This is a genomic window from Mesorhizobium sp. M0938 (assembly GCF_040319125.1).
Taxonomy (GTDB): Bacteria; Pseudomonadota; Alphaproteobacteria; order Rhizobiales; family Rhizobiaceae; genus Mesorhizobium; species Mesorhizobium robiniae.
Window position 1 is genome coordinate 244186 of the sequence record NZ_JAMYNS010000002.1, and the last position, 17353, is coordinate 261538.

17 protein-coding genes are annotated in these 17353 nt (G+C 63.0%); 2 read left to right on the top strand and 15 right to left on the bottom strand.

Features of this window, described 5'->3' with window-relative positions; all coding sequences use genetic code 11:
• Positions 1-3: 3 nt before the first annotated feature.
• From NKH73_RS03880 to NKH73_RS03915, 8 genes are all read right to left on the bottom strand, one after another.
• Positions 4-732, bottom strand: coding sequence for an ABC transporter ATP-binding protein (locus NKH73_RS03880; protein ID WP_352928765.1), 729 nt, complete (start codon positions 730-732; stop codon positions 4-6).
• On the bottom strand, positions 732-2252 hold the full coding sequence (locus tag NKH73_RS03885; protein ID WP_352928287.1) for an ATP-binding cassette domain-containing protein: 1521 nt from the start codon (positions 2250-2252) through the stop codon (positions 732-734). The genes NKH73_RS03880 and NKH73_RS03885 overlap by 1 nt, the downstream gene beginning before the upstream one ends.
• Positions 2252-3847, bottom strand: a complete 1596-nt coding sequence (gene livM, locus NKH73_RS03890; protein WP_352928289.1) for a high-affinity branched-chain amino acid ABC transporter permease LivM — start codon at positions 3845-3847, stop codon at positions 2252-2254. Before livM ends, NKH73_RS03885 begins: the two co-directional genes overlap by 1 nt.
• A gap of 4 nt (positions 3848-3851) precedes the next feature.
• Entirely contained in the window at positions 3852-4754 is a 903-nt protein-coding gene (locus tag NKH73_RS03895; protein WP_352928290.1) for a branched-chain amino acid ABC transporter permease, read from the bottom strand.
• Positions 4755-5090: 336 nt separating this feature from the next.
• On the bottom strand, positions 5091-6092 hold the full coding sequence (locus tag NKH73_RS03900; protein ID WP_352928292.1) for a 4-hydroxyproline epimerase: 1002 nt from the start codon (positions 6090-6092) through the stop codon (positions 5091-5093).
• A gap of 13 nt (positions 6093-6105) precedes the next feature.
• A complete protein-coding gene (locus NKH73_RS03905; RefSeq protein WP_502893883.1) occupies positions 6106-7359 on the bottom strand; it encodes an NAD(P)/FAD-dependent oxidoreductase in 1254 nt (417 codons plus the stop codon).
• A gap of 34 nt (positions 7360-7393) precedes the next feature.
• The gene (locus NKH73_RS03910) at positions 7394-7852 is read right to left on the bottom strand and encodes a GNAT family N-acetyltransferase (RefSeq protein ID WP_352928293.1); all 459 of its coding nucleotides are present in this window, start codon (positions 7850-7852) and stop codon (positions 7394-7396) included.
• Positions 7815-8708 (bottom strand): dihydrodipicolinate synthase family protein, encoded by an 894-nt coding sequence (locus NKH73_RS03915; RefSeq protein ID WP_352928295.1) that lies wholly within the window; start codon positions 8706-8708, stop codon positions 7815-7817. The genes NKH73_RS03910 and NKH73_RS03915 overlap by 38 nt, the downstream gene beginning before the upstream one ends.
• Positions 8709-8809: 101 nt before the next feature.
• Between NKH73_RS03915 and NKH73_RS03920 the strand changes: the two genes are divergently transcribed.
• Positions 8810-9469: a GntR family transcriptional regulator gene (locus tag NKH73_RS03920; protein WP_352928297.1), complete on the top strand. Its 660-nt coding sequence runs from the start codon at positions 8810-8812 to the stop codon at positions 9467-9469.
• Between the two features lie 64 nt (positions 9470-9533).
• On the opposite strand, the gene NKH73_RS03925 is transcribed toward NKH73_RS03920, so the two are convergent.
• Positions 9534-9833, bottom strand: a complete 300-nt coding sequence (locus NKH73_RS03925) for a hypothetical protein (protein ID WP_352928299.1) — start codon at positions 9831-9833, stop codon at positions 9534-9536.
• Between the two features lie 325 nt (positions 9834-10158).
• The gene (locus tag NKH73_RS03930) at positions 10159-11655 is read right to left on the bottom strand and encodes a CoA-acylating methylmalonate-semialdehyde dehydrogenase (RefSeq protein WP_352928301.1); all 1497 of its coding nucleotides are present in this window, start codon (positions 11653-11655) and stop codon (positions 10159-10161) included.
• 373 nt (positions 11656-12028) lie between these two features.
• On the opposite strand from NKH73_RS03930, the gene NKH73_RS03935 reads away from it, so the two are divergent.
• The gene (locus NKH73_RS03935) at positions 12029-12910 is read left to right on the top strand and encodes a LysR family transcriptional regulator (protein WP_352928303.1); all 882 of its coding nucleotides are present in this window, start codon (positions 12029-12031) and stop codon (positions 12908-12910) included.
• Between the two features lie 56 nt (positions 12911-12966).
• Here the strand turns inward: NKH73_RS03935 and NKH73_RS03940 are convergent, their stop codons facing one another.
• The 5 genes from NKH73_RS03940 to NKH73_RS03960 all read right to left on the bottom strand — a co-directional run bounded on the left by NKH73_RS03940 (position 12967) and on the right by NKH73_RS03960 (position 17329).
• Entirely contained in the window at positions 12967-14223 is a 1257-nt protein-coding gene (locus tag NKH73_RS03940) for a D-amino acid dehydrogenase (RefSeq protein WP_352928305.1), read from the bottom strand.
• A 21-nt stretch (positions 14224-14244) separates the two neighbouring features.
• A complete protein-coding gene (locus tag NKH73_RS03945; protein WP_352928307.1) occupies positions 14245-14799 on the bottom strand; it encodes a GreA/GreB family elongation factor in 555 nt (184 codons plus the stop codon).
• Positions 14800-14811: 12 nt separating this feature from the next.
• Entirely contained in the window at positions 14812-15234 is a 423-nt protein-coding gene (gene rnk, locus NKH73_RS03950; RefSeq protein ID WP_352928309.1) for a nucleoside diphosphate kinase regulator, read from the bottom strand.
• A 273-nt stretch (positions 15235-15507) separates the two neighbouring features.
• Positions 15508-16659 carry an alanine racemase gene (gene alr / locus NKH73_RS03955; RefSeq protein ID WP_352928311.1) on the bottom strand — a complete coding sequence of 384 codons (1152 nt, stop codon included), beginning with the start codon at positions 16657-16659 and terminating at the stop codon, positions 15508-15510.
• Positions 16660-16810: 151 nt separating this feature from the next.
• Complete coding sequence (locus NKH73_RS03960) at positions 16811-17329, bottom strand: RNA pyrophosphohydrolase (protein ID WP_502893882.1); 519 nt, start codon at positions 17327-17329, stop codon at positions 16811-16813.
• Between the last annotated feature and the right edge of the window lie 24 nt (positions 17330-17353).

A 17353-nucleotide genomic window follows, 5' to 3' on the forward strand; every position in this document is an offset into this window, starting at 1 on the left:
AACTCAGTGATGGCCGCCTTCGAGATAAGCGGCGCGCACGTCCGGATCGGCGAGCAGCTCCTTGCCGGTGCCGCTCATCGTCACATTGCCGTTGACCATGACATAGCCGCGCGTGGCGAGCTTCAGCGCGCCAAAGGCGTTCTGCTCGACCAGGAACACGGTTAGTCCTTGCGTGCGGTTCAGCTCGCGAATGGCGTCGAAAATCTGCTTGACGATCAGCGGCGCCAGGCCCAGCGACGGCTCGTCGAGCAGGAGCAGCTTCGGCCGCGCCATCAGCGCACGTGCGATCGACAGCATCTGCTGCTCACCGCCCGACAGCGTGCCGCCGCGCTGGGCAATGCGCTCCTTCAAGCGCGGAAACAGCGTGAACACTTTTTCGACGTCCTCGTCGTAATGCTTGAGGTTGTCGAGGCTGGCGCCCATCTGCAGGTTTTCCATCACCGTCATACGCGGGAAGATGCGCCTTCCCTCCGGCGACTGGGCGATGCGCATGCGCGCGATCTCATGGGTCGGCAATTGGGTGATGTCGGTGCCGGCGAAAGTGATGGTGCCCGCCCGCGCCCGTGGCGCACCGAAAATGGTCATCATCAGCGTCGACTTGCCGGCGCCGTTGGCGCCGATCAGCGCCACGATCTCCCCTTCCTTGACGGTGACATCGACGCCGTTCAGCGCCCTGATGTTGCCGTAATAGGTCTGGACGCCCTTGATATCGAGCAGCGTTGTACCGGCCATCATTTACGCCCTCCGCGCTTGCCCGCCGCAGGCGCATCTGCTTTGCCAGTCTTCCCGGAAGCACGGCCGGAGGGATGGCTCGTCTCCACCGTCCCGGCGTCGACGCGGCGCGAAAATTCCGTCTCCTTGCCGGCGGCAAGAAGCTTGGCCTGGCCAATCCAGTCCTCGCGCGCAATCCGTCCGTCGAAGGCGAGATAAGCCTCGACGGCCTCAACGTCGGCTTTCTTCCATGCCGCGATCTGGTCGAAATGAAAGATGCCGTGCTGGTTGAGCTTCTTCTCGTTGACCGTGCCAATGCCCTTGATGCGGGTCAGATTGTCGGCCTTTCCGCCACGCGGTGCCGCGAGCCGGTTCGAAACGCCGGCGGCCTTGGACCTGGCCGGCGCTTTGGTGCTTGGCTTTGCCGCGGAGGGTTTTGCGGCAGAAGATTTCGCGCTGGGCTTGGCTGCCGCCGGGGAGGCCGCCTTGCTTGCTGCCGCACTCGACCTCGCATCGAACTGCCCGGCTTTCGAGGCGCCCTTCGACACCGTTACGCGTTCGCCCTCGCTATGGCCGACCGTGTCGGTCACCGGTCCGGCGAAATAGGACGATGACGTGCCCGGGCCGTGCGCCGAATCCGGACCCGTATCCAGCTGCTCGATGACGTCTTCGTCGCCGACTTCGGTCAGCACCGTCTCGACTTCCTCATCCTCGACCCCGAGATAGGCGGCGATGACACGCGGATCGGTGCGTACCGCCTGCGGACTGCCATCGGAAATCTTGCGCCCGTATTCGAGCACCACGACATGGTCGGAAATCTGCATGACCACCGCCATGTCGTGCTCGATGAGCAGGATCGAGGTGCCCGTGTTGTCCTTGATGTCCATCAGCAGCGCGTTGAGCGCCATCGATTCTTTCGGATTGAGACCGGCGGCCGGTTCGTCGAGGCAGAGCAGTTCCGGACCCGTGCACATGGCCCGCGCGATCTCCAGACGCCGCTGCGCGCCATAGGGCAGGTCGCCGGCCGGATCGTCGGCTCGATCGAGGAGATCGGCCTTTTCCAGCCAATGCTTGGCGAGATCGATCGACTCGGCCGACGCGGCTCGGTAGCCGCTGAAGCCGAACAGGCCGAGAATGGTATAGCCGGACGCCTTCATCAGCTTGTTGTGCTGCGCCACCAGCAGATTCTCCAGCAGCGTCATGCCCGAGAACAGGCGGATGTTCTGGAAGGTGCGTGCCACCTTGGCGCGCGCCGGAATCTCGTGGTTAGGCAGGCGTTCGAGCAGATAGCTCGAGCCGTCGCGCCGATTGAGCGTGATCATGCCTTCCGACGGTTTGTAGAAACCGGTGATGCAGTTGAACACGGTGGTTTTGCCGGCGCCGTTCGGCCCGATCAGCGCGGTGATCTCGCCGCGCCTGGCCTGGAAGGACAGATCACCGATGGCGACCAGACCGCCGAACTTCATCGACAGATGGTCGACCTGCAGGATGGCATCGTTCATGCCCGGGTTGGCTTTCTGAATCGAGCTCGCATCACTCATCAGCCGTGGCCCTCCTTGGTGAAGGAGCCGGATACAGCCCTGCGCTCCTTGAGGAAGGCGGTCGGTTCACGGCTGCCGACGAACCCGCGCGGTTTCCAAACCATGACGATGACCATGGCCATGCCGAACAGCAGCATGCGGTAGAGTTCCGGCGTGAAATCCGGACCGAACACCTGCTTCAGGAAATCGAGTTCGCGTAGCACCTCGGTGCCGCCGATCATCACCATGGCGGCGACGGCAATGCCAACCAGCGAGCCCATGCCGCCGAGCACGACGATGGCGAGGATGATCGCCGATTCCAGGAAGATGAAGGATTCCGGGCTGACGAAACCTTGCCGCGCGGCGAAGAACGAGCCGGCGAAGCCGCCGAACATGGCGCCGGTGGCAAAAGCCGTGAGCTTGGTGGTGGTGGTGTTGATGCCGAGCGAGCGGCAGGCGATCTCGTCCTCTCGCAGCGCTTCCCAGGCGCGGCCGACGGGCATGCGCCTGAGCCTTATCGTAACGAAGGCGGTGAGCAGGCAGAGCCCGAGGATCAGGTAGTAGAGGAATATCTTGTAGTAGGCGCTCGAGGTGGCGATGTCCAACACCTTGGCGATATAGTTAGGATCCGAGACGTTGAACGACATCAGCCCGAAGAAGGTGACCTTCGGGATGCCGGAGATGCCGGCCGAACCATTGGTGACCTCACGCCAGTTGATCAGCACGAGGCGAATGATCTCGCCGAAGGCCAGCGTCACGATCGCCAGATAATCGCCTCGCAGGCGCAGCACCGGAAAGCCCAGAAGCACGCCCCAGAAGGCAGCCATGGCGCCGGCGGCCGGCAGCAGGATCCAGAACGACAGGCCAAAATGCGTGCCGAGCAGCGCATAGGCATAAGCGCCGACGGCGTAGAAGGCGACATAGCCGAGATCGAGCAGGCCGGCGAGGCCGACGACGATATTCAATCCCCACGCCAGCATCACATAGATCAGGATCTGGATACCGAAATTATCGACCCATTTCAGTGAGCCCTGAAAGCCACCAGCCATCGATCCGCTGTACAGCGCCAGCACCAGCACGACGACGACAGGATAAATCGCCAGTGCGGCGATGCCCAATGCCGAGAAGTGGGCATGGATGAAGCTGCGGAAATAGAACAGCACCGAGGCGAGGGCATAGATGATCGCCAGCGCTCGCGCAAACCGCGCATAACCGGCAAGACCAGGGCCCAGCAAACCATCGAGGGAGCCGGCCAGAACAGCCAGCACCGCCACTACCGCGATGGCTGCGATGAAATATGGCAACCGGAAGAATCGCGTCGCCACACTGTCCGGCAACAGGCCGGTGGCGATGTCGGCGATCTTCTGTTTGGCCAGGAAGGGCTGGCCATAGGCGACATAGACAAAGCGTCCGACCATGGTCAGCACAACCACGGTAAAGAGAAGCCACCAGCGTTGCACAAGGATCAGTTCGTTCGAGATGTTCTGATCGGTCCTCAGGCCGATGAACAGCACGAACAGGCCAAGCGCGATGGCGCCGGCATAAAGCGCCTCGCGCGTGGCGCGCTGCACAGGGGTGGCGACGATTTCGCGCTCTGGAGATAGGGTGCCGGCCATGATTTCAGACCTTTTCGACTTCTGGCCGGCCCAGAATGCCGGAAGGCAGGAAGATCAGCACGATCGCCAGGATGGAGAAGGCGGCGACGTCCTTGTAGTCGATCGAGAAATAGGCCGACCACATGCTCTCGATGAAGCCGATCATCAACCCGCCGAGCACGGCGCCGGGCAGCGAGCCGATGCCGCCGAGCACGGCCGCCGTGAAAGCCTTCACGCCTGGTGTGAAACCGTCGGAGAAGGCGATGACGCCGTAATACATCAGGAACAGCGTGCCGGCGACGGCGGCAAGGGCCGCTCCCATGACGAAGGTGATCGAGATGGTGCGGTCGACGTCGATGCCGAGCAGCGCCGCCATCTTGCGGTCCTGCTCGCAGGCTCTTTGCGCCCGACCAAGCGACGTCTTGTTGACCAGGTACCAGAACAGCGCCAGCAGCAGCGCTGTGACGACGACAATGATGATCTGCTTCAGCGACACGCTGATGCCGTTGATGTTGTAGACTTGGCTGACCATCGGCGGGATCGGCTTGTTGCGCGGACCCTGCGTCACCTGGACGAAGTTCGACAATGCGATGGACATGCCGATCGCGGTGATCAGCGGCGCCAGCCGGAACGAACCGCGCAAGGGCCGGTAGGCCACCTTCTCGATCGTCCAGTTATAGAGGCTGGTCAACAGCATCGCGACGATCATCATCACCAGGAGCGCGATCACCACCGGCACAGAATAGAACAACGCACCGAGGATGAGGAAAACGATGAGGGCAGTGAAGGCGCCGATCATGAAGATGTCGCCATGGGCGAAATTGATCATGCCGATGATGCCGTAGACCATCGTATAGCCGATCGCTATCAGCCCATAGATCGATCCCAGCGTCAGCCCGTTGATAAGCTGCTGGACAAAATACTGCATGCTGTCGTTGCTCCCCTGGAATGTCGCCCATGCAGACGCATTCCTTTTCGTATTTCCCCTAGTCGTAAAGTTTCGAGCCCGGATTGCAACGTGATTTTTTAATCGTCATGCGTGATTTTGAAGCACGCAATCGGATTGCCCGTTCTTTTCCCTTCCGGCCTCTGGACTATCGCGGAACCTATCATTGGCATAACGCAATGTCTTTGACGATTCGGCGTCGATATGCACCCCTTTTCGAAGGAATCGTCGTCAAAATAAGTTGAAGAGCGGGATCATTGCGCCACCGAGGCGGTCGATCTTTGCATTCCTTTGCTTTCCCCTGGGTCAGGATCGCCTCTATTTGACGATGAATCCGTGCGCGAACGGATCGCGGTCGTCGATGAAGATCGTGTTCAATCCGGTCATGCGCGCCCAGCCGCCGATCGAAGGAATGATCGCCGGCTTGCCTGCCACCGTGACCTCCTTCTCGACCCTGCCCTTGAACAGCGAGCCGATGATCGATTCATGGACGAAATCCTCGCCGGCCCTAAGCTTGCCCTTGGCGTGAAGCTGCGCCATCCGGGCCGAGGTGCCGGTGCCGCAAGGCGAGCGGTCGATCGCTTTGTCGCCATAAAAGACGGCGTTGCGCGCATCCGCCTGGCTGTCGGTCGGCGCACCCGTCCACAGCATATGCGACAACCGGCCGATGCCGGGATTCTCCGGATGCACGAAAGAGTATTTCTCGTTGAGCCGCTGCCGCACCACCGGGCTCCAGGCGATGAGGTCGCCGGCGGAATGGTCGGCCATGTCGCGATAGTTCTTCTGCGGTTCGACGATGGCGTAGAAATTGCCGCCATAGGCGACATCGACACTGATCTCGCCGAGCTCTGGGCATTCGACGGTCAGCCCCTCGGCATGGAGGAAGGACGGCACGTTGGTAATGCGCACCTCCTCGACATGGTCGCCGACCTGCTTGTATTCGGCGGTGACCACGCCGGCCGGCGTGTCCAGCCTGAGCATGCCAGGTGTCTTCGGCTTGATCAGCCCGTGCTCGATGGCCATCGTCACCGTGCCGATGGTGCCGTGACCGCACATTGGCAGACAGCCCGACGTTTCGATGAACAGGATGGCGATGTCGCAGTCAGGCCTTGTCGGCGGATAGAGGATCGAACCGGACATCACGTCGTGGCCGCGCGGCTCGAACATCAGCCCGGTGCGGATCCAGTCATACTCGGCCAGGAAATGCGCGCGCCGCTCCATCATCGTCGCGCCTTGGAGCAACGGTCCGCCGCCGGCGACAAGCCGTACCGGATTGCCGCAGGTGTGACCGTCTATGCAGAAGAAGGAGTGGCGCGCCATTCTAGAGATCCCGTCAGAAGCGGTTCGGAGAAAACGGAGAAAGATCAAACACCGAATTTTGGCCGAGAATGAGATCGCGGATCAAGCGCCCCGTCGCAGCCGCCTGGGTCAGGCCAAGATGGCCGTGGCCGAAGGCATAGACAATCGTGCCGGCCCGCCTGGCGCCGCCGATCACCGGCAGCGAGTCCGGCAGCGACGGCCGATACCCCATCCATTCGCGGCCGCCGGCCGGATCAAGCCCCGGCAGGAATTGTTGTGCCTTGTCGAGCAGCGCTTTCGACCTGTTATAGTTCGGCGGCCGCTTAATGCCGCCGAGCTCGACTGCGCCGCCGACGCGCACACCGGTTTCAAGCGGCGTGATGACGAAGCCATGCCCGGAGAAGATTAGCTGCCGCTTCACGTCGAAGGCGCTCTTCGGCAGCGTCGTGTTGTAGCCGCGCTCGGTTTCGAGCGGGATGCGGTCGCCGAGATGTTTTGCCAGGAGATGCGACCACGCGCCAGCGGCGATGACGAGGTGCTTTGCTTGCCGCACCGTGCCGTCGGCCAGTGTCAATGTCGCGCCGTCCTGCGCCGCTCCGACATGGTCGACCCCAGCTCTTTCGAAACGCGCACCCTTGGCCTCGGCATAGGCCCAGATCGCCTTGCCAAGCAGCTTGGGGTCGGCGACGGTCTTCCATCCCGGCACGAAAGTGCCTTTGACGAAACGCGGCGATAAGCCCGGCTGCAAGGCGGCGAGAGCATCGCCCTCGACATGGCTGAAGCCGATGCCGAACCGCTGCCTCGCCGTCCAGCCCGCGAGCGACGCCCTGAATTCGGCCTCGCTCTCGTAAAGTTCGAGCGAGCCGTCCTCGCGCAGCATGTTTGTCGTGCCCGAGCGCGCCATCAGCCCGGCCCATTCGGCCTCGGCGAGCCGCATCATGCCTGCCTGCGCCGCGAGGCTGGCCTCGTAGCGGTCGCTTCGCCCGGCGCGCCAGAAGCGGACAAGCCAGGGCAGCAGCGTCGGCAGATAGGCGGGCGGTATACTGAGCGGGCCGAGCGGATCGGCAAGCCATTTCGGCAGATGCTTGATCATCCCCTTATGGGCCAGCGGCAGCACATCGGAAAAAGCTAGGGCGGCGGCATTGCCGGAACTTGTCTCCTCGCAAATGCCCGTCCGGTCGAAAATCGTGACGTCTCGTCCCGCCTCCGCCAGACAGACGGCGACACAGACGCCGATAATGCCGCCGCCGACAATGGCGATGTCCAATGTCCGGTTTGGCGTCGCCACTATTGGATTTCTCCAGGGCTGAGCGACTTTGTCATCAATGGGTTTTTCCGGTCGGACCGAACGGCCACCCAGCCGAGGCTTTGATAGAATCCTTCTGCCTCCTTGGCGGCATTGACCTCAAGCTGCTCCAAACAACGCGGCGGGCATAGCTCTCGACTTCCTGCATGAGAATCCGGCCCAGGCCACGCCGCTGCAGATTCGCTTCAATGGCGACAAGCCTGACAACGCCGAGGCGCGGACCAGTAACGTCCAGTCTGGCAGTGCCTACTGGAGTGCCTTCGTGCATGAGGAGCAGTGGGTGATTGCTCGCAAGACGGTCGTTGGGATGCCGTTCGTCATAGCCATCCAAGCCCCGGTCCTCCCAAAGAACCCGTCTGCGAATACGGTGATATGCCGCCCAATCTCCATCATTTTCGAGGCGCTTGAGATAGACCCGAGACGGCATACAACCTGCCTCAAAACGTCGGCAGTGTCGGCCGCACTGCCAGCGCATCCCTGACAATCTTTTCGACGGCCCTGCGGCGCTCGCCCGACAGCGGCTGGCGCGGCATGCGCACGCGATCGTTGGTATTGATCGCCAAGACTTCCGCGAGCTTGATGTTCTGAACCAGATAGGTCGACACGTCGAGGTCGAGCAGCGGCCGGAACCAGCGGTAGATTTTCAGCGCCTCCTCGCGGCGGCCCTGCTTCATCAACTGGTAGATGGCGACCGTCTCGCGCGGAAATGCGGTGACCAGCCCCGCCACCCAGCCGATGGCGCCGACCGACAGCGCCTCGAATGCCAGATTGTCGACGCCGGTGAACAAATCGTAGCGGTCGCCGAAGCGATTGATGATTTCGGTCGAGCGGCGGATGTCGTCGGAAGATTCCTTGATGGCGACAAAACGCGTGTCCTTCGCCAGTTCCTCCATCTGATCGATGGTGACATCGACGCGGTAGGCAAGCCGGTTCGAATAGATCATGACCGGCAGGTCACCGGCCTCGGCGACAGCGCGCAGCGCGGCGACCGTTTCCTCCGCATTGGTATGGTAGATCGGGCTCGGCACCACCATCAACCCATTGGCGCCCTCTTTCGCGGCGCGGCGCGCGATTGCCGCCGCCTCGCGCGTGCCGGCTTCGTTGACCGTCAGCAGAACCGGCTTGTTGCCGGCGATCTTCTGTGCCGCCTTCAGCACCTCGATCTTCTCGTCATGCGACAGCATCGGCCCCTCGCCGAGCGAGCCGCAGACGATGATGCCGTCGCAGCCGGCCTCCATCTGTAGGGCAAAACAACGCTCCATCTCGGCGTAGTCGAGGTGGTCGTCCTCGGTGAATTTAGTCGTGACGGCGGGGAAAACTCCGGTCCACATAGCGGTCGCTCCAACTGATATATCAGTCGTATATTTGTTAAGAAACGGACTGTCAACGCGGAATCCGCTATGATATATGCAAAATATATCAGGAGGCACCGATGGCCCTGTTGGAAGATATATCTCGCCCTGAGCCCGTGACGGCAAAAGCCTACCGCGTGCTCGAGCATATGATCGTGACGCTCGAACTGGCGCCTGCAAGCTTCATCACCGAGGGCTCACTGATCGACAGGCTGGGACTTGGCCGCACGCCGGTGCGCGAAGCGATCCAACGGCTGGCTTGGGAGGGGCTGCTCGACGTCCGGCCGCGTGCCGGCATCGCCATTGCCCCGCTCCATCCCGGCGACTGGTTGCGCGTTCTCGATGCACGGCGTGGCATCGAGGTGGTTCTTGCCCGCTCGGCCGCCCGCTTCGTCACCCGCGAGGCCGCCGACCTGTTTCACGATGCGGCGCTGGCCATGCAAAAAGCGGTGATATCAGGCAATGTGCTGGCCTTCATCCAGGCCGACAAGGCTCTCGATGAGGCGCTGGCGCTGGCTGCCGACAACCCGTTCGCCGCCCGCCTGGCTGCTCCCTTGCAGACCCACAGCCGCCGGTTCTGGTTCCGCTACAAGGCCGATACGGGCCTGGCGGAATCGGCCGAGCACCACGTCGCGCTGATCCGCTCGATCCTCGCCGGTGACGAAGATGCCGCCGCCAAGGATGCCAAGCGCCTGATGGCGCTGCTCCGCGGCCACGCCGAGACGGCCGCCACGCGCTAGCATTTGCAGCCAAGTGGAATCACTTGGCGTCGCAGAAATGCGGACCCGTCCCGCTCCAAGCGGCTCACGTACCTGGCAGCGCCGCTGTCGTCAGTCCGCTCTCCCAGCCTTCACCCACCGAAACCACGCAGCTTTGACCGCGCGTGTCGCTGGCGAGAATGGTCCAGGTGCCCTGATCGGACACGAAGACTTCAACGATCACATTCGGATTGACGACACCGAGCGCGGTCGGACTTTCGTGGAACTTCTCGCCGAGCGCCTTGATCATGTCGGCTCGGGCCGCACATTGTTCGGCCGCCATTGCCGGGGCTGCGGAAAACGCCGCAACCGCGGCGCAAAGTGTCGTCACCATAAGACGTGTCATCTGACACCTCCTTGCGCCGACCGATCCCCCGAGCTGTCGCCAGCGCCGTTGGTTGATCTGCCGCGCGTCCTTCGCGGCAGGATTGCAAGTTAAGACGTCCGCTGCCCGCCTGGTTCCATCACATTAGCGTTCAGGAATATACAGGCCACGACAGGCCGGCAAAAAAGGCCCGGTTTTTGGCCGGACCTTTCCGTTTTCAGTCTTAACCTGGATCAGTAATGGTGCGGCTAAGTCATCGTCGCAATGACGAACTCGGCGCCGTCCTTGACGCCCGCCCGCGCGCCCGCAGCCAAAGGCGAGGACGCGCAAACAAGGAACCGTCCGGCTAATTCATCGTCGGGATGACGAACTCGGCGCCGTCCTTGACGCCGGACGGCCAACGCGAGGTCACCGTCTTGGTCTTGGTGTAGAAACGGAACGCGTCCGGCCCATGCTGGTTGAGGTCGCCGAAGGAAGACGCTTTCCAGCCGCCGAACGTATAATAGGCGATCGGCACCGGGATTGGCACATTGACACCGACCATGCCGACCTGGACCCTCGAGGCGAAATCGCGGGCCGCATCGCCATCGCGGGTGAAGATGGCGACGCCGTTGCCCATTTCGTGGTCGTTGGCGAGCTTGATCGCGTTCTCGTACGTCGGCGCGCGCACCACCGAGAGCACCGGCCCAAAGATCTCTTCCTTGTAGATGCGCATGTCAGATGTCACGTTGTCGAACAGGCAGCCGCCCATATAGTAGCCGTTCTCGTAACCCTGCATCGAGAAGCCGCGGCCGTCGACGACCAGCTTGGCGCCCTCCTTGACGCCAATGTCGACGTAACCCTTGACCCGCTCCAGCGCCTGCGCCGTCACCAGCGGTCCGAAATCGGCGGATGAATCCGTCGACGGACCGACTTTCAGGCTTTCGACACGCGGCACCAGCTTTTCCATCAGCCGGTTGGCGGTGTCGTTGCCGACCGGAACAGCCACTGAGATCGCCATGCAGCGCTCGCCGGCCGAGCCGTAGCCGGCACCGATCAGCGCGTCGACGGTCTGGTCCATGTCGGCGTCGGGCATGATGATCATGTGGTTCTTGGCGCCGCCGAAGCACTGCACGCGCTTGCCCGAGGCGGTACCGCGCGAATAGATATAGTGGGCGATCGGCGTCGAGCCGACGAAACCGATAGCCTTGATATCAGGGTCGTCGAGGATGGCGTCGACCGCCTCCTTGTCGCCGTTGACGACGTTGAGGATGCCCGCCGGCAGGCCGGCCTCGATGAACAGCTCGGCGATGCGCAGCGGCACGCCCGGGTCGCGCTCCGAAGGCTTCAGGATGAAAGCGTTGCCGCAGGCGATGGCCGGCGCGATCTTCCACAATGGGATCATCGCCGGAAAATTGAACGGCGTGATGCCGGCAACGACGCCGAGCGGTTGGCGCATCGAATAGACGTCGATGCCGGGGCCGGCGCCGTCGGTGAACTCGCCCTTCATCATATGCGGCGCGCCGATGCAGACCTCGACCACTTCCAGCCCGCGCTGGATGTCGCCCTTGGCGTCGGCGATGGTTTTGCCGTGCTCACGCGCCAGAATGTCGGCCAGCGAATCATACTCCCTGGCGACCAGTTCGAGAAATTTCATCAAGACGCGCACGCGCCGTTGCGGGTTGGTCGCCGCCCAGCCGGGCTGCGCCGCCTTGGCGTTTTCCACCGCCGCCCGCAGTTCCGCCTGCGAAGCCAGCGCCACCGTGCCGCGCACCGTGCCGTCCATCGGCTGCATGACGTCCTGCTTGCGGCCGCTGGTTCCGGCGACACGCTTGCCGCCGATGAAATGACCGTATTCGATCATGGTTTCTCTCCCTGTATTTGTGATGCAGCATTGTCCGCCTTTGCGCTACGAATGGCAACGCGAGCGAAAACGCAACCGTTGTGCGGAAAATAGATAACCGTTGACGGCCGCGCATCAATTCTCGCAAAATGGGTGTGGTTGCAGATACATGGATTGAGATTGAGTTCCTTCACCGCCCCCCTCTGTCCTGCCGGACATCTCCCCCTCAAGGGGGGAGATCGGCTGTCACGCCCGCCTTCGCAAATCTTCACCGCAGCAAGAGAGACGCCTGCGGCAAAACCGCCAATCTCCCCCCTTGAGGGGGAGATGTCCGGCAGGACAGAGGGGGGCGCCGTGGAGCGCTTCCGTAATCGTCGCCATCCGGACAATCCCCATGAACTGGGATGACGTCCGCATCTTCCTCGCCGTGGCGCGGGCCGGCCAGATCCTCGGCGCGGCCAAGCGGTTGGAGCTCAACCACGCTACTGTCTCGCGCCGCATCGCTGCGCTCGAGGATGTGCTGCGCGCAAAACTCTTTCGCCGGCTTACCACCGGCAGCGAGCTGACGCCGGCGGGCGAGCGCTTCCTCGACATCGCGGAGCGCATGGAGGGCGACATGATCGCCGCGCGCTCGACCGTGGCGGGCGAAGGCGACGATGTCTCCGGCACCGTTCGCATCGGCGCGCCTGACGGTTTCGGTGTTGCCTTCCTGGCCAAGCGCCTCGGCGCACTGACGGCGCTTCACCGCGAACTCACCATCCAGCTGGTGCCGGTACCGCGTTCCTTTTCGCTGTCGCGGCGCGAGGCCGACATCGCTATTACCGTGGAGCGACCGACCGAAGGCCGGCTGGTGGCGGGCAAGCTGGTCGACTACACGCTCGGCCTGTTCGCGTCCCGCGCCTATGCCGACGCGCATGGCCTGCCTGAGACGCCTGCCGAGCTTGGCCGGCACACGCTGATCGGCTACGTGCCGGACCTCATCGTCAGCCCGTCGCTCGACTATGCGGCCGAGTTCAGCGCCGACTGGCGCACCAGCTTCGCCATCTCCTCGGCACTCGGCCAGGCCGAAGCGGTGCGCTCCGGCGCCGGCATCGGCATCCTGCACACCTTCGTCGCCCGTTCGATGCCCGAACTGGTGGCTGTCGACATCGTCGCGCCCATCCGCCGCGCCTACTGGCTGGTCTATCATGAATCGGTCAGGCCGCTGCGCCGCGTCCAGATCGTCGCCAGCTTCATCACCAAGGCGGTGGAACGGGAACGGGGATTATTCGTCTGACGAGACTGACCGGCGCGCGAAGTCACCGCCTTCAAAGGCTCGATGAAAGAAGCCTTCTACCGCTGGTATCGCTCCGGCCCGAGATCGCGGACATTGATGTCGGGCACCCGGTTGGAGACGATGTCGGCCAGCACCCTGGCCGAGCCGCAGGCCATGGTCCAGCCGAGCGTGCCGTGGCCGGTGTTGAGATAGAGGTTGGAAAACTCGGTGCGGCCGATCAGCGGCGGCCCGTCCGGCGTCATCGGCCGCAATCCGCACCAGAAGCTGGCCGACCGCATGTCGCCGCTGCCGGGAAAAAGATCGCCGACCGAATGTTCGAGCGTGCGGCGCCGTGATTCATGCAGCCTCATGTCGAAGCCGGAAATCTCCGCCGTGCCACCAACCCGGATGCGGTCGCCGAGCCTGGTGATCGCCACCTTGTAGGTCTCGTCCATCACCGTCGACACCGGTGCTGCGGCAGCATCCTTGATCGGCAGGGTGATCGAATAGCCCTTGACCGGATAGACCGGTATGGACCGCCTCAGCATGCGCATGAACTTGGCCGAATAGCTGCCCATCGCCATCACGTAGGCGTCGGCTTTCTTCCAACCCTTGTTGGTATTGATATTGGCGATACTGTTGCGCTTGCGGATGATGCGCCTGATCAACGTGTCGTATTCGAAGGTAACGCCGCGCGCCACGCAGAGCTCCGCCAGGCGGTCGGTAAACATCTTGCAGTCGCCCGTTTCGTCACCCGGCAGCCGCAGGCCGCCGACGAATTTTTCACGCACCCCTGCCAGCCCCGGCTCGGCCGCGATGCAGCCGTCGGGATCGAGTATCTCGTAAGGAACGCCATAGGTCTTCAGCACCTCGACATCGCCTGACGTGCCGTCAAGCTGCTGCTGCGTGCGAAACAGCTGCAGCGTTCCCTTGGCGCGCTCGTCATACGCGATGCCGGTCGCCTCGCGCAGCGCTTTCAGCGTGTCGCGGCTGTATTCGGCCAAAGGCACCATGCGCGCCTTGTTCACCGCATAGCGCTCGGCCGTGCAGTTGCGCAGCATCCTGACCAGCCATATCCACATATGCGGATCGAATGTCGGTCGCACCACCAGCGGACCATGCTTCATCAACAGCCATTTGACCGCCTTCAGCGGGACGCCGGGGCCGGCCCAGGGCGAGGCGTAGCCGGGGGAGATTTCGCCGGCATTGGCAAAGCTGGTTTCCAGCGCAGGCCCCTTTTGGCGATCGATGACGGTCACTTCATGGCCGGCCTCGGCAAGATAGTAGGCGGTGGTCACCCCGATGACGCCACCGCCCAGCACGAAGATCTTCATCGCTCGCTCCTTAAAGGCCGATCACGCCGCCGAGGGGCCGGGATCGTCCTCCCCTGTCTGCCGGATTTTACCCATTTCGCCAAGTGGCCTGTCGTTGGCTGCGGCGCTATGGACAAGGGTGAGTTTGTGCGGCCGCCACCCACCCATCCGCTTTTCCTCTGCCGCTCGCCGCGCTGCTTCAGGCTGATAAAGCACGGTGTCGATCAGCATCAATTCCCGCCTGCCGTCCGGCTGCTCGACAAGCGCAGTCTCACCCTGTGCCATGCCGAGCATGCAAAGCCCCCGCCTGGTTGTAACCGGCAAGCTGGATCCGACCGGCCCGCGCATTTCGTTTTGCACCAGCGTTCGCGTCTCCGACGGCCCGGAATCGATGCGGAAGACCACCCTGCTGTTCAGCGTCACGACATTGGGCTCGACCGAATCGATCGGGACGATGCGGGCGTGCGAGAGCTTGTGTTCAAGCATCGGCACGATCGGGTCGGCGAATGCTCGCCGACGTGCCAGAATTGCTTCAAGCACGGAGAAATCCTTTATCGTCAGGCGACAGCTTGTGCCTGTCATGGAAATGCTTGTCATGAAAATCTCCGATCAAGGCAGTCGGGCGGATGAGAGCGCCTCGACAGCGTCGATGGTTACCGACAGGTCTCTGCCGTCACGGCTTCGCCAGCTCACAACCTGGCCGGCGGCTGCTCCGATGAGAGCCGTCCCGAGCGGCGTCAACACCGAAATCCTGCTCTCGGTAATGTCGGCTTCGCCCGGATAGACCAGCGTAATGCGTTGCGTGCTCCCGTCATTTCCGAGGATCGTCACCGTCGAACCCATTCGCACCACGCCTGCCGGCATCGCTGCCGCCCTCGTGATCCTGGCTCGATCCATTTCCGCCAGCAGCTCTTCGGCCATGGCGGGTGCGCGCTCCAGATAGGCTCTGGCCAAGCCGGTCAGCCGGTCGTAATCGGCGTCGCTGACCACAATCCGGCTTCGCGGACCAGGCCGTGTCGTTGCATGTTGCATGGCAAACCTCGTGAACTTGGCGCATTGAACGAATGCGCGCTGCCGTCGGGTCAGCGACGGCCGAATGAAGAGCCGGCAGCCGCAATGTGCTGAAGGCTCGATGATGATGTCCGTGATTTAAATGCCCCGATTCAGGCGGCCGCCAACGGCAGCCGTCCCGGGGCTACGCTCCCGCGATGGGGCAGACCCTGAAACAGCTTCTGATATGGGCGAGGTTGCTCATGCACGAAGCCTTGCCGAGAAGCCCTCGCTTGTCAAGCGCGGCGAAACCGCTCAACCGCCGACATAGCGCCGGTGGAAACGATGCCCGAGGCTGGTCAGGATTTCGTAGCCGATGGTGCCGGCATGGCCTGCCGCCTGGTCGACCGTCTGCGACGGCCCGATCAGTTCGACGAGGTCGCCCGCCTTCAGCCGGTCGGGCGGCAGCGCCGAAATGTCGAGGATGATCGAGTCCATCGATACGCGTCCGAGGAAGGGCAGTCGCACACCATCGAAAAACGCCGCCGCCGAGGCGCGTCGATGCCAGCCATCGGCATAGCCGAGCGAGATCGTCGCGGCAGCCAGCGGGGCCGGCGCATGAAAGGCATGGCCGTAGCCGACGCCGGCGCCGGCCTTCAGCATCCGCGTCTGGATTACCTTGGCTTCCAACCGCACCACCGGCAGCATCGGGTTAGGCTTGCCCGGCGTCGGATTGATGCCGTAGAGCGCCGCACCGGGCCGGGCGAGGTCGTAGCAAAAAGGATGGCCAAGAGAGATGCCGGAGGAATTGGCGAGCGAGGCCGGCGCCTTCGGCAGCACCCTTCGCAGCCGTTCAAACTCAAGCCGCTGCTGTTCGTTGGCCGGATGCTCGGGCTCGTCGGCACCGGCGAGATGGCTCATCACGAGAGCGACGTCGATGCCGTCGAAAGCCCGTGGATCAGCAGTGACGGCTTCCACCTCCACCGCCGCCATGCCGAGCCGCGACATGCCGCTGTCGACCTGGATCGCGGCTATCAGCGTGCGGCCTGAACGCTCAGCCGCCGCCCGCCAGGCGGCGAGCTGGCCGGCGCTATTTATGACCGCCACTAGCCCTGCTTCGACTGCTTCGGCTTCGGCGCCCGGCGGGATGCCATTCAAGACATAGATCGTCACAGCTGAGCCGAGCGCCTGGCGCAACAAGGCGCCTTCCGTCAGATGCGCAACAAAGAAAGTATCGCAGCCCTCGGCTATCAGCGCCGTTGCTACCTGCCCGGCGCCAAGCCCATATCCGTCGGCCTTGACGACGCCGGCGCAACGCGCGCCCCCCAACTGGGCTTTCAGGCGACGGTAGTTCTCGCGGATGGCGCCGAGATCGATGGTCAATATGGCGCCCGCCGCCGCTTCGCTGACGGGCTGCGAACTGGTCTGATCCGTTCGACGCGGCGATTTTCCGGACGCGCTGTTCATCCCAGCCCCTAAATTCCGGCCAGTCCCTAAATTCCGGCCACCCCCTAAATTCTGGCCAGCACCTGAGTTCTGGCCAGTCCCGATTTCTGGCGGATCAGCCTATCAGTAAGGATAGATCATGCGGGTCGCAACATTGGCGTCTGGTCGCATGTCATGCCGCCAGATGCCGGAACGCCGCCACCACGTCCTCATAGACCTTGCGCTTGAACGGCACGATCAGGTCGGGCAGTTCGTGCATCGGCCGCCAGCTCCATTGATCGAACTCGGCTGTATGGCCGCCCGGAGGCGGATTGATCTGGATCTCGCTTTCGTCGCCGTGAAAGCGGAAGGCAAACCATTTTTGCGTCTGGCCGCGATATCGCCCTTTGAAGGCGATGCCGACCAGATGGGCCGGCAGGTCGTAATATATCCAGTTCGGTGCCTCATCCAGCAACGAGACGCTGCGCATGCCGGTCTCTTCGTAGAGCTCACGCTCCGCCGCCTGCAGCGGCTCTTCGCCCTTGTCGATGCCGCCCTGCGGCATCTGCCAGAGCTGTGTCGTACCGGCGAATTCGCTATCCGCCTCGGCAATGCGACGGCCGACCCAGACCAGGCCGTCGCCGTTGAGGACCATCAGTCCGACACAGGGACGATAAGGCAGCGTCTCGGGATCGATATTTTTTGTTGCCATCACTCGGTCTTTCCAGCCGTGGAG

What these genes read in the sequence shown, in the direction of transcription:
- NKH73_RS03935 (WP_352928303.1), top strand. Translation starts at nt 12,029, where the DNA reads ATGAACTGGGATGACGTCCGCATCTTCCTCGCCGTGGCGCGGGCCGGC.
- NKH73_RS03930 (WP_352928301.1), bottom strand. Translation starts at nt 11,655, where the DNA reads ATGATCGAATACGGTCATTTCATCGGCGGCAAGCGTGTCGCCGGAACC.
- NKH73_RS03915 (WP_352928295.1), bottom strand. Translation starts at nt 8,708, where the DNA reads ATGTGGACCGGAGTTTTCCCCGCCGTCACGACTAAATTCACCGAGGAC.
- NKH73_RS03945 (WP_352928307.1), bottom strand. Translation starts at nt 14,799, where the DNA reads ATGACAAGCATTTCCATGACAGGCACAAGCTGTCGCCTGACGATAAAG.
- NKH73_RS03885 (WP_352928287.1), bottom strand. Translation starts at nt 2,252, where the DNA reads ATGAGTGATGCGAGCTCGATTCAGAAAGCCAACCCGGGCATGAACGAT.
- NKH73_RS03920 (WP_352928297.1), top strand. Translation starts at nt 8,810, where the DNA reads ATGGCCCTGTTGGAAGATATATCTCGCCCTGAGCCCGTGACGGCAAAA.
- NKH73_RS03900 (WP_352928292.1), bottom strand. Translation starts at nt 6,092, where the DNA reads ATGGCGCGCCACTCCTTCTTCTGCATAGACGGTCACACCTGCGGCAAT.
- NKH73_RS03940 (WP_352928305.1), bottom strand. Translation starts at nt 14,223, where the DNA reads ATGAAGATCTTCGTGCTGGGCGGTGGCGTCATCGGGGTGACCACCGCC.
- NKH73_RS03960 (WP_502893882.1), bottom strand. Translation starts at nt 17,329, where the DNA reads ATGGCAACAAAAAATATCGATCCCGAGACGCTGCCTTATCGTCCCTGT.
- NKH73_RS03895 (WP_352928290.1), bottom strand. Translation starts at nt 4,754, where the DNA reads ATGCAGTATTTTGTCCAGCAGCTTATCAACGGGCTGACGCTGGGATCG.
- NKH73_RS03925 (WP_352928299.1), bottom strand. Translation starts at nt 9,833, where the DNA reads ATGACACGTCTTATGGTGACGACACTTTGCGCCGCGGTTGCGGCGTTT.
- NKH73_RS03910 (WP_352928293.1), bottom strand. Translation starts at nt 7,852, where the DNA reads ATGCGCTGGCAGTGCGGCCGACACTGCCGACGTTTTGAGGCAGGTTGT.
- alr (WP_352928311.1), bottom strand. Translation starts at nt 16,659, where the DNA reads ATGAACAGCGCGTCCGGAAAATCGCCGCGTCGAACGGATCAGACCAGT.
- rnk (WP_352928309.1), bottom strand. Translation starts at nt 15,234, where the DNA reads ATGCAACATGCAACGACACGGCCTGGTCCGCGAAGCCGGATTGTGGTC.
- livM (WP_352928289.1), bottom strand. Translation starts at nt 3,847, where the DNA reads ATGGCCGGCACCCTATCTCCAGAGCGCGAAATCGTCGCCACCCCTGTG.
- NKH73_RS03880 (WP_352928765.1), bottom strand. Translation starts at nt 732, where the DNA reads ATGGCCGGTACAACGCTGCTCGATATCAAGGGCGTCCAGACCTATTAC.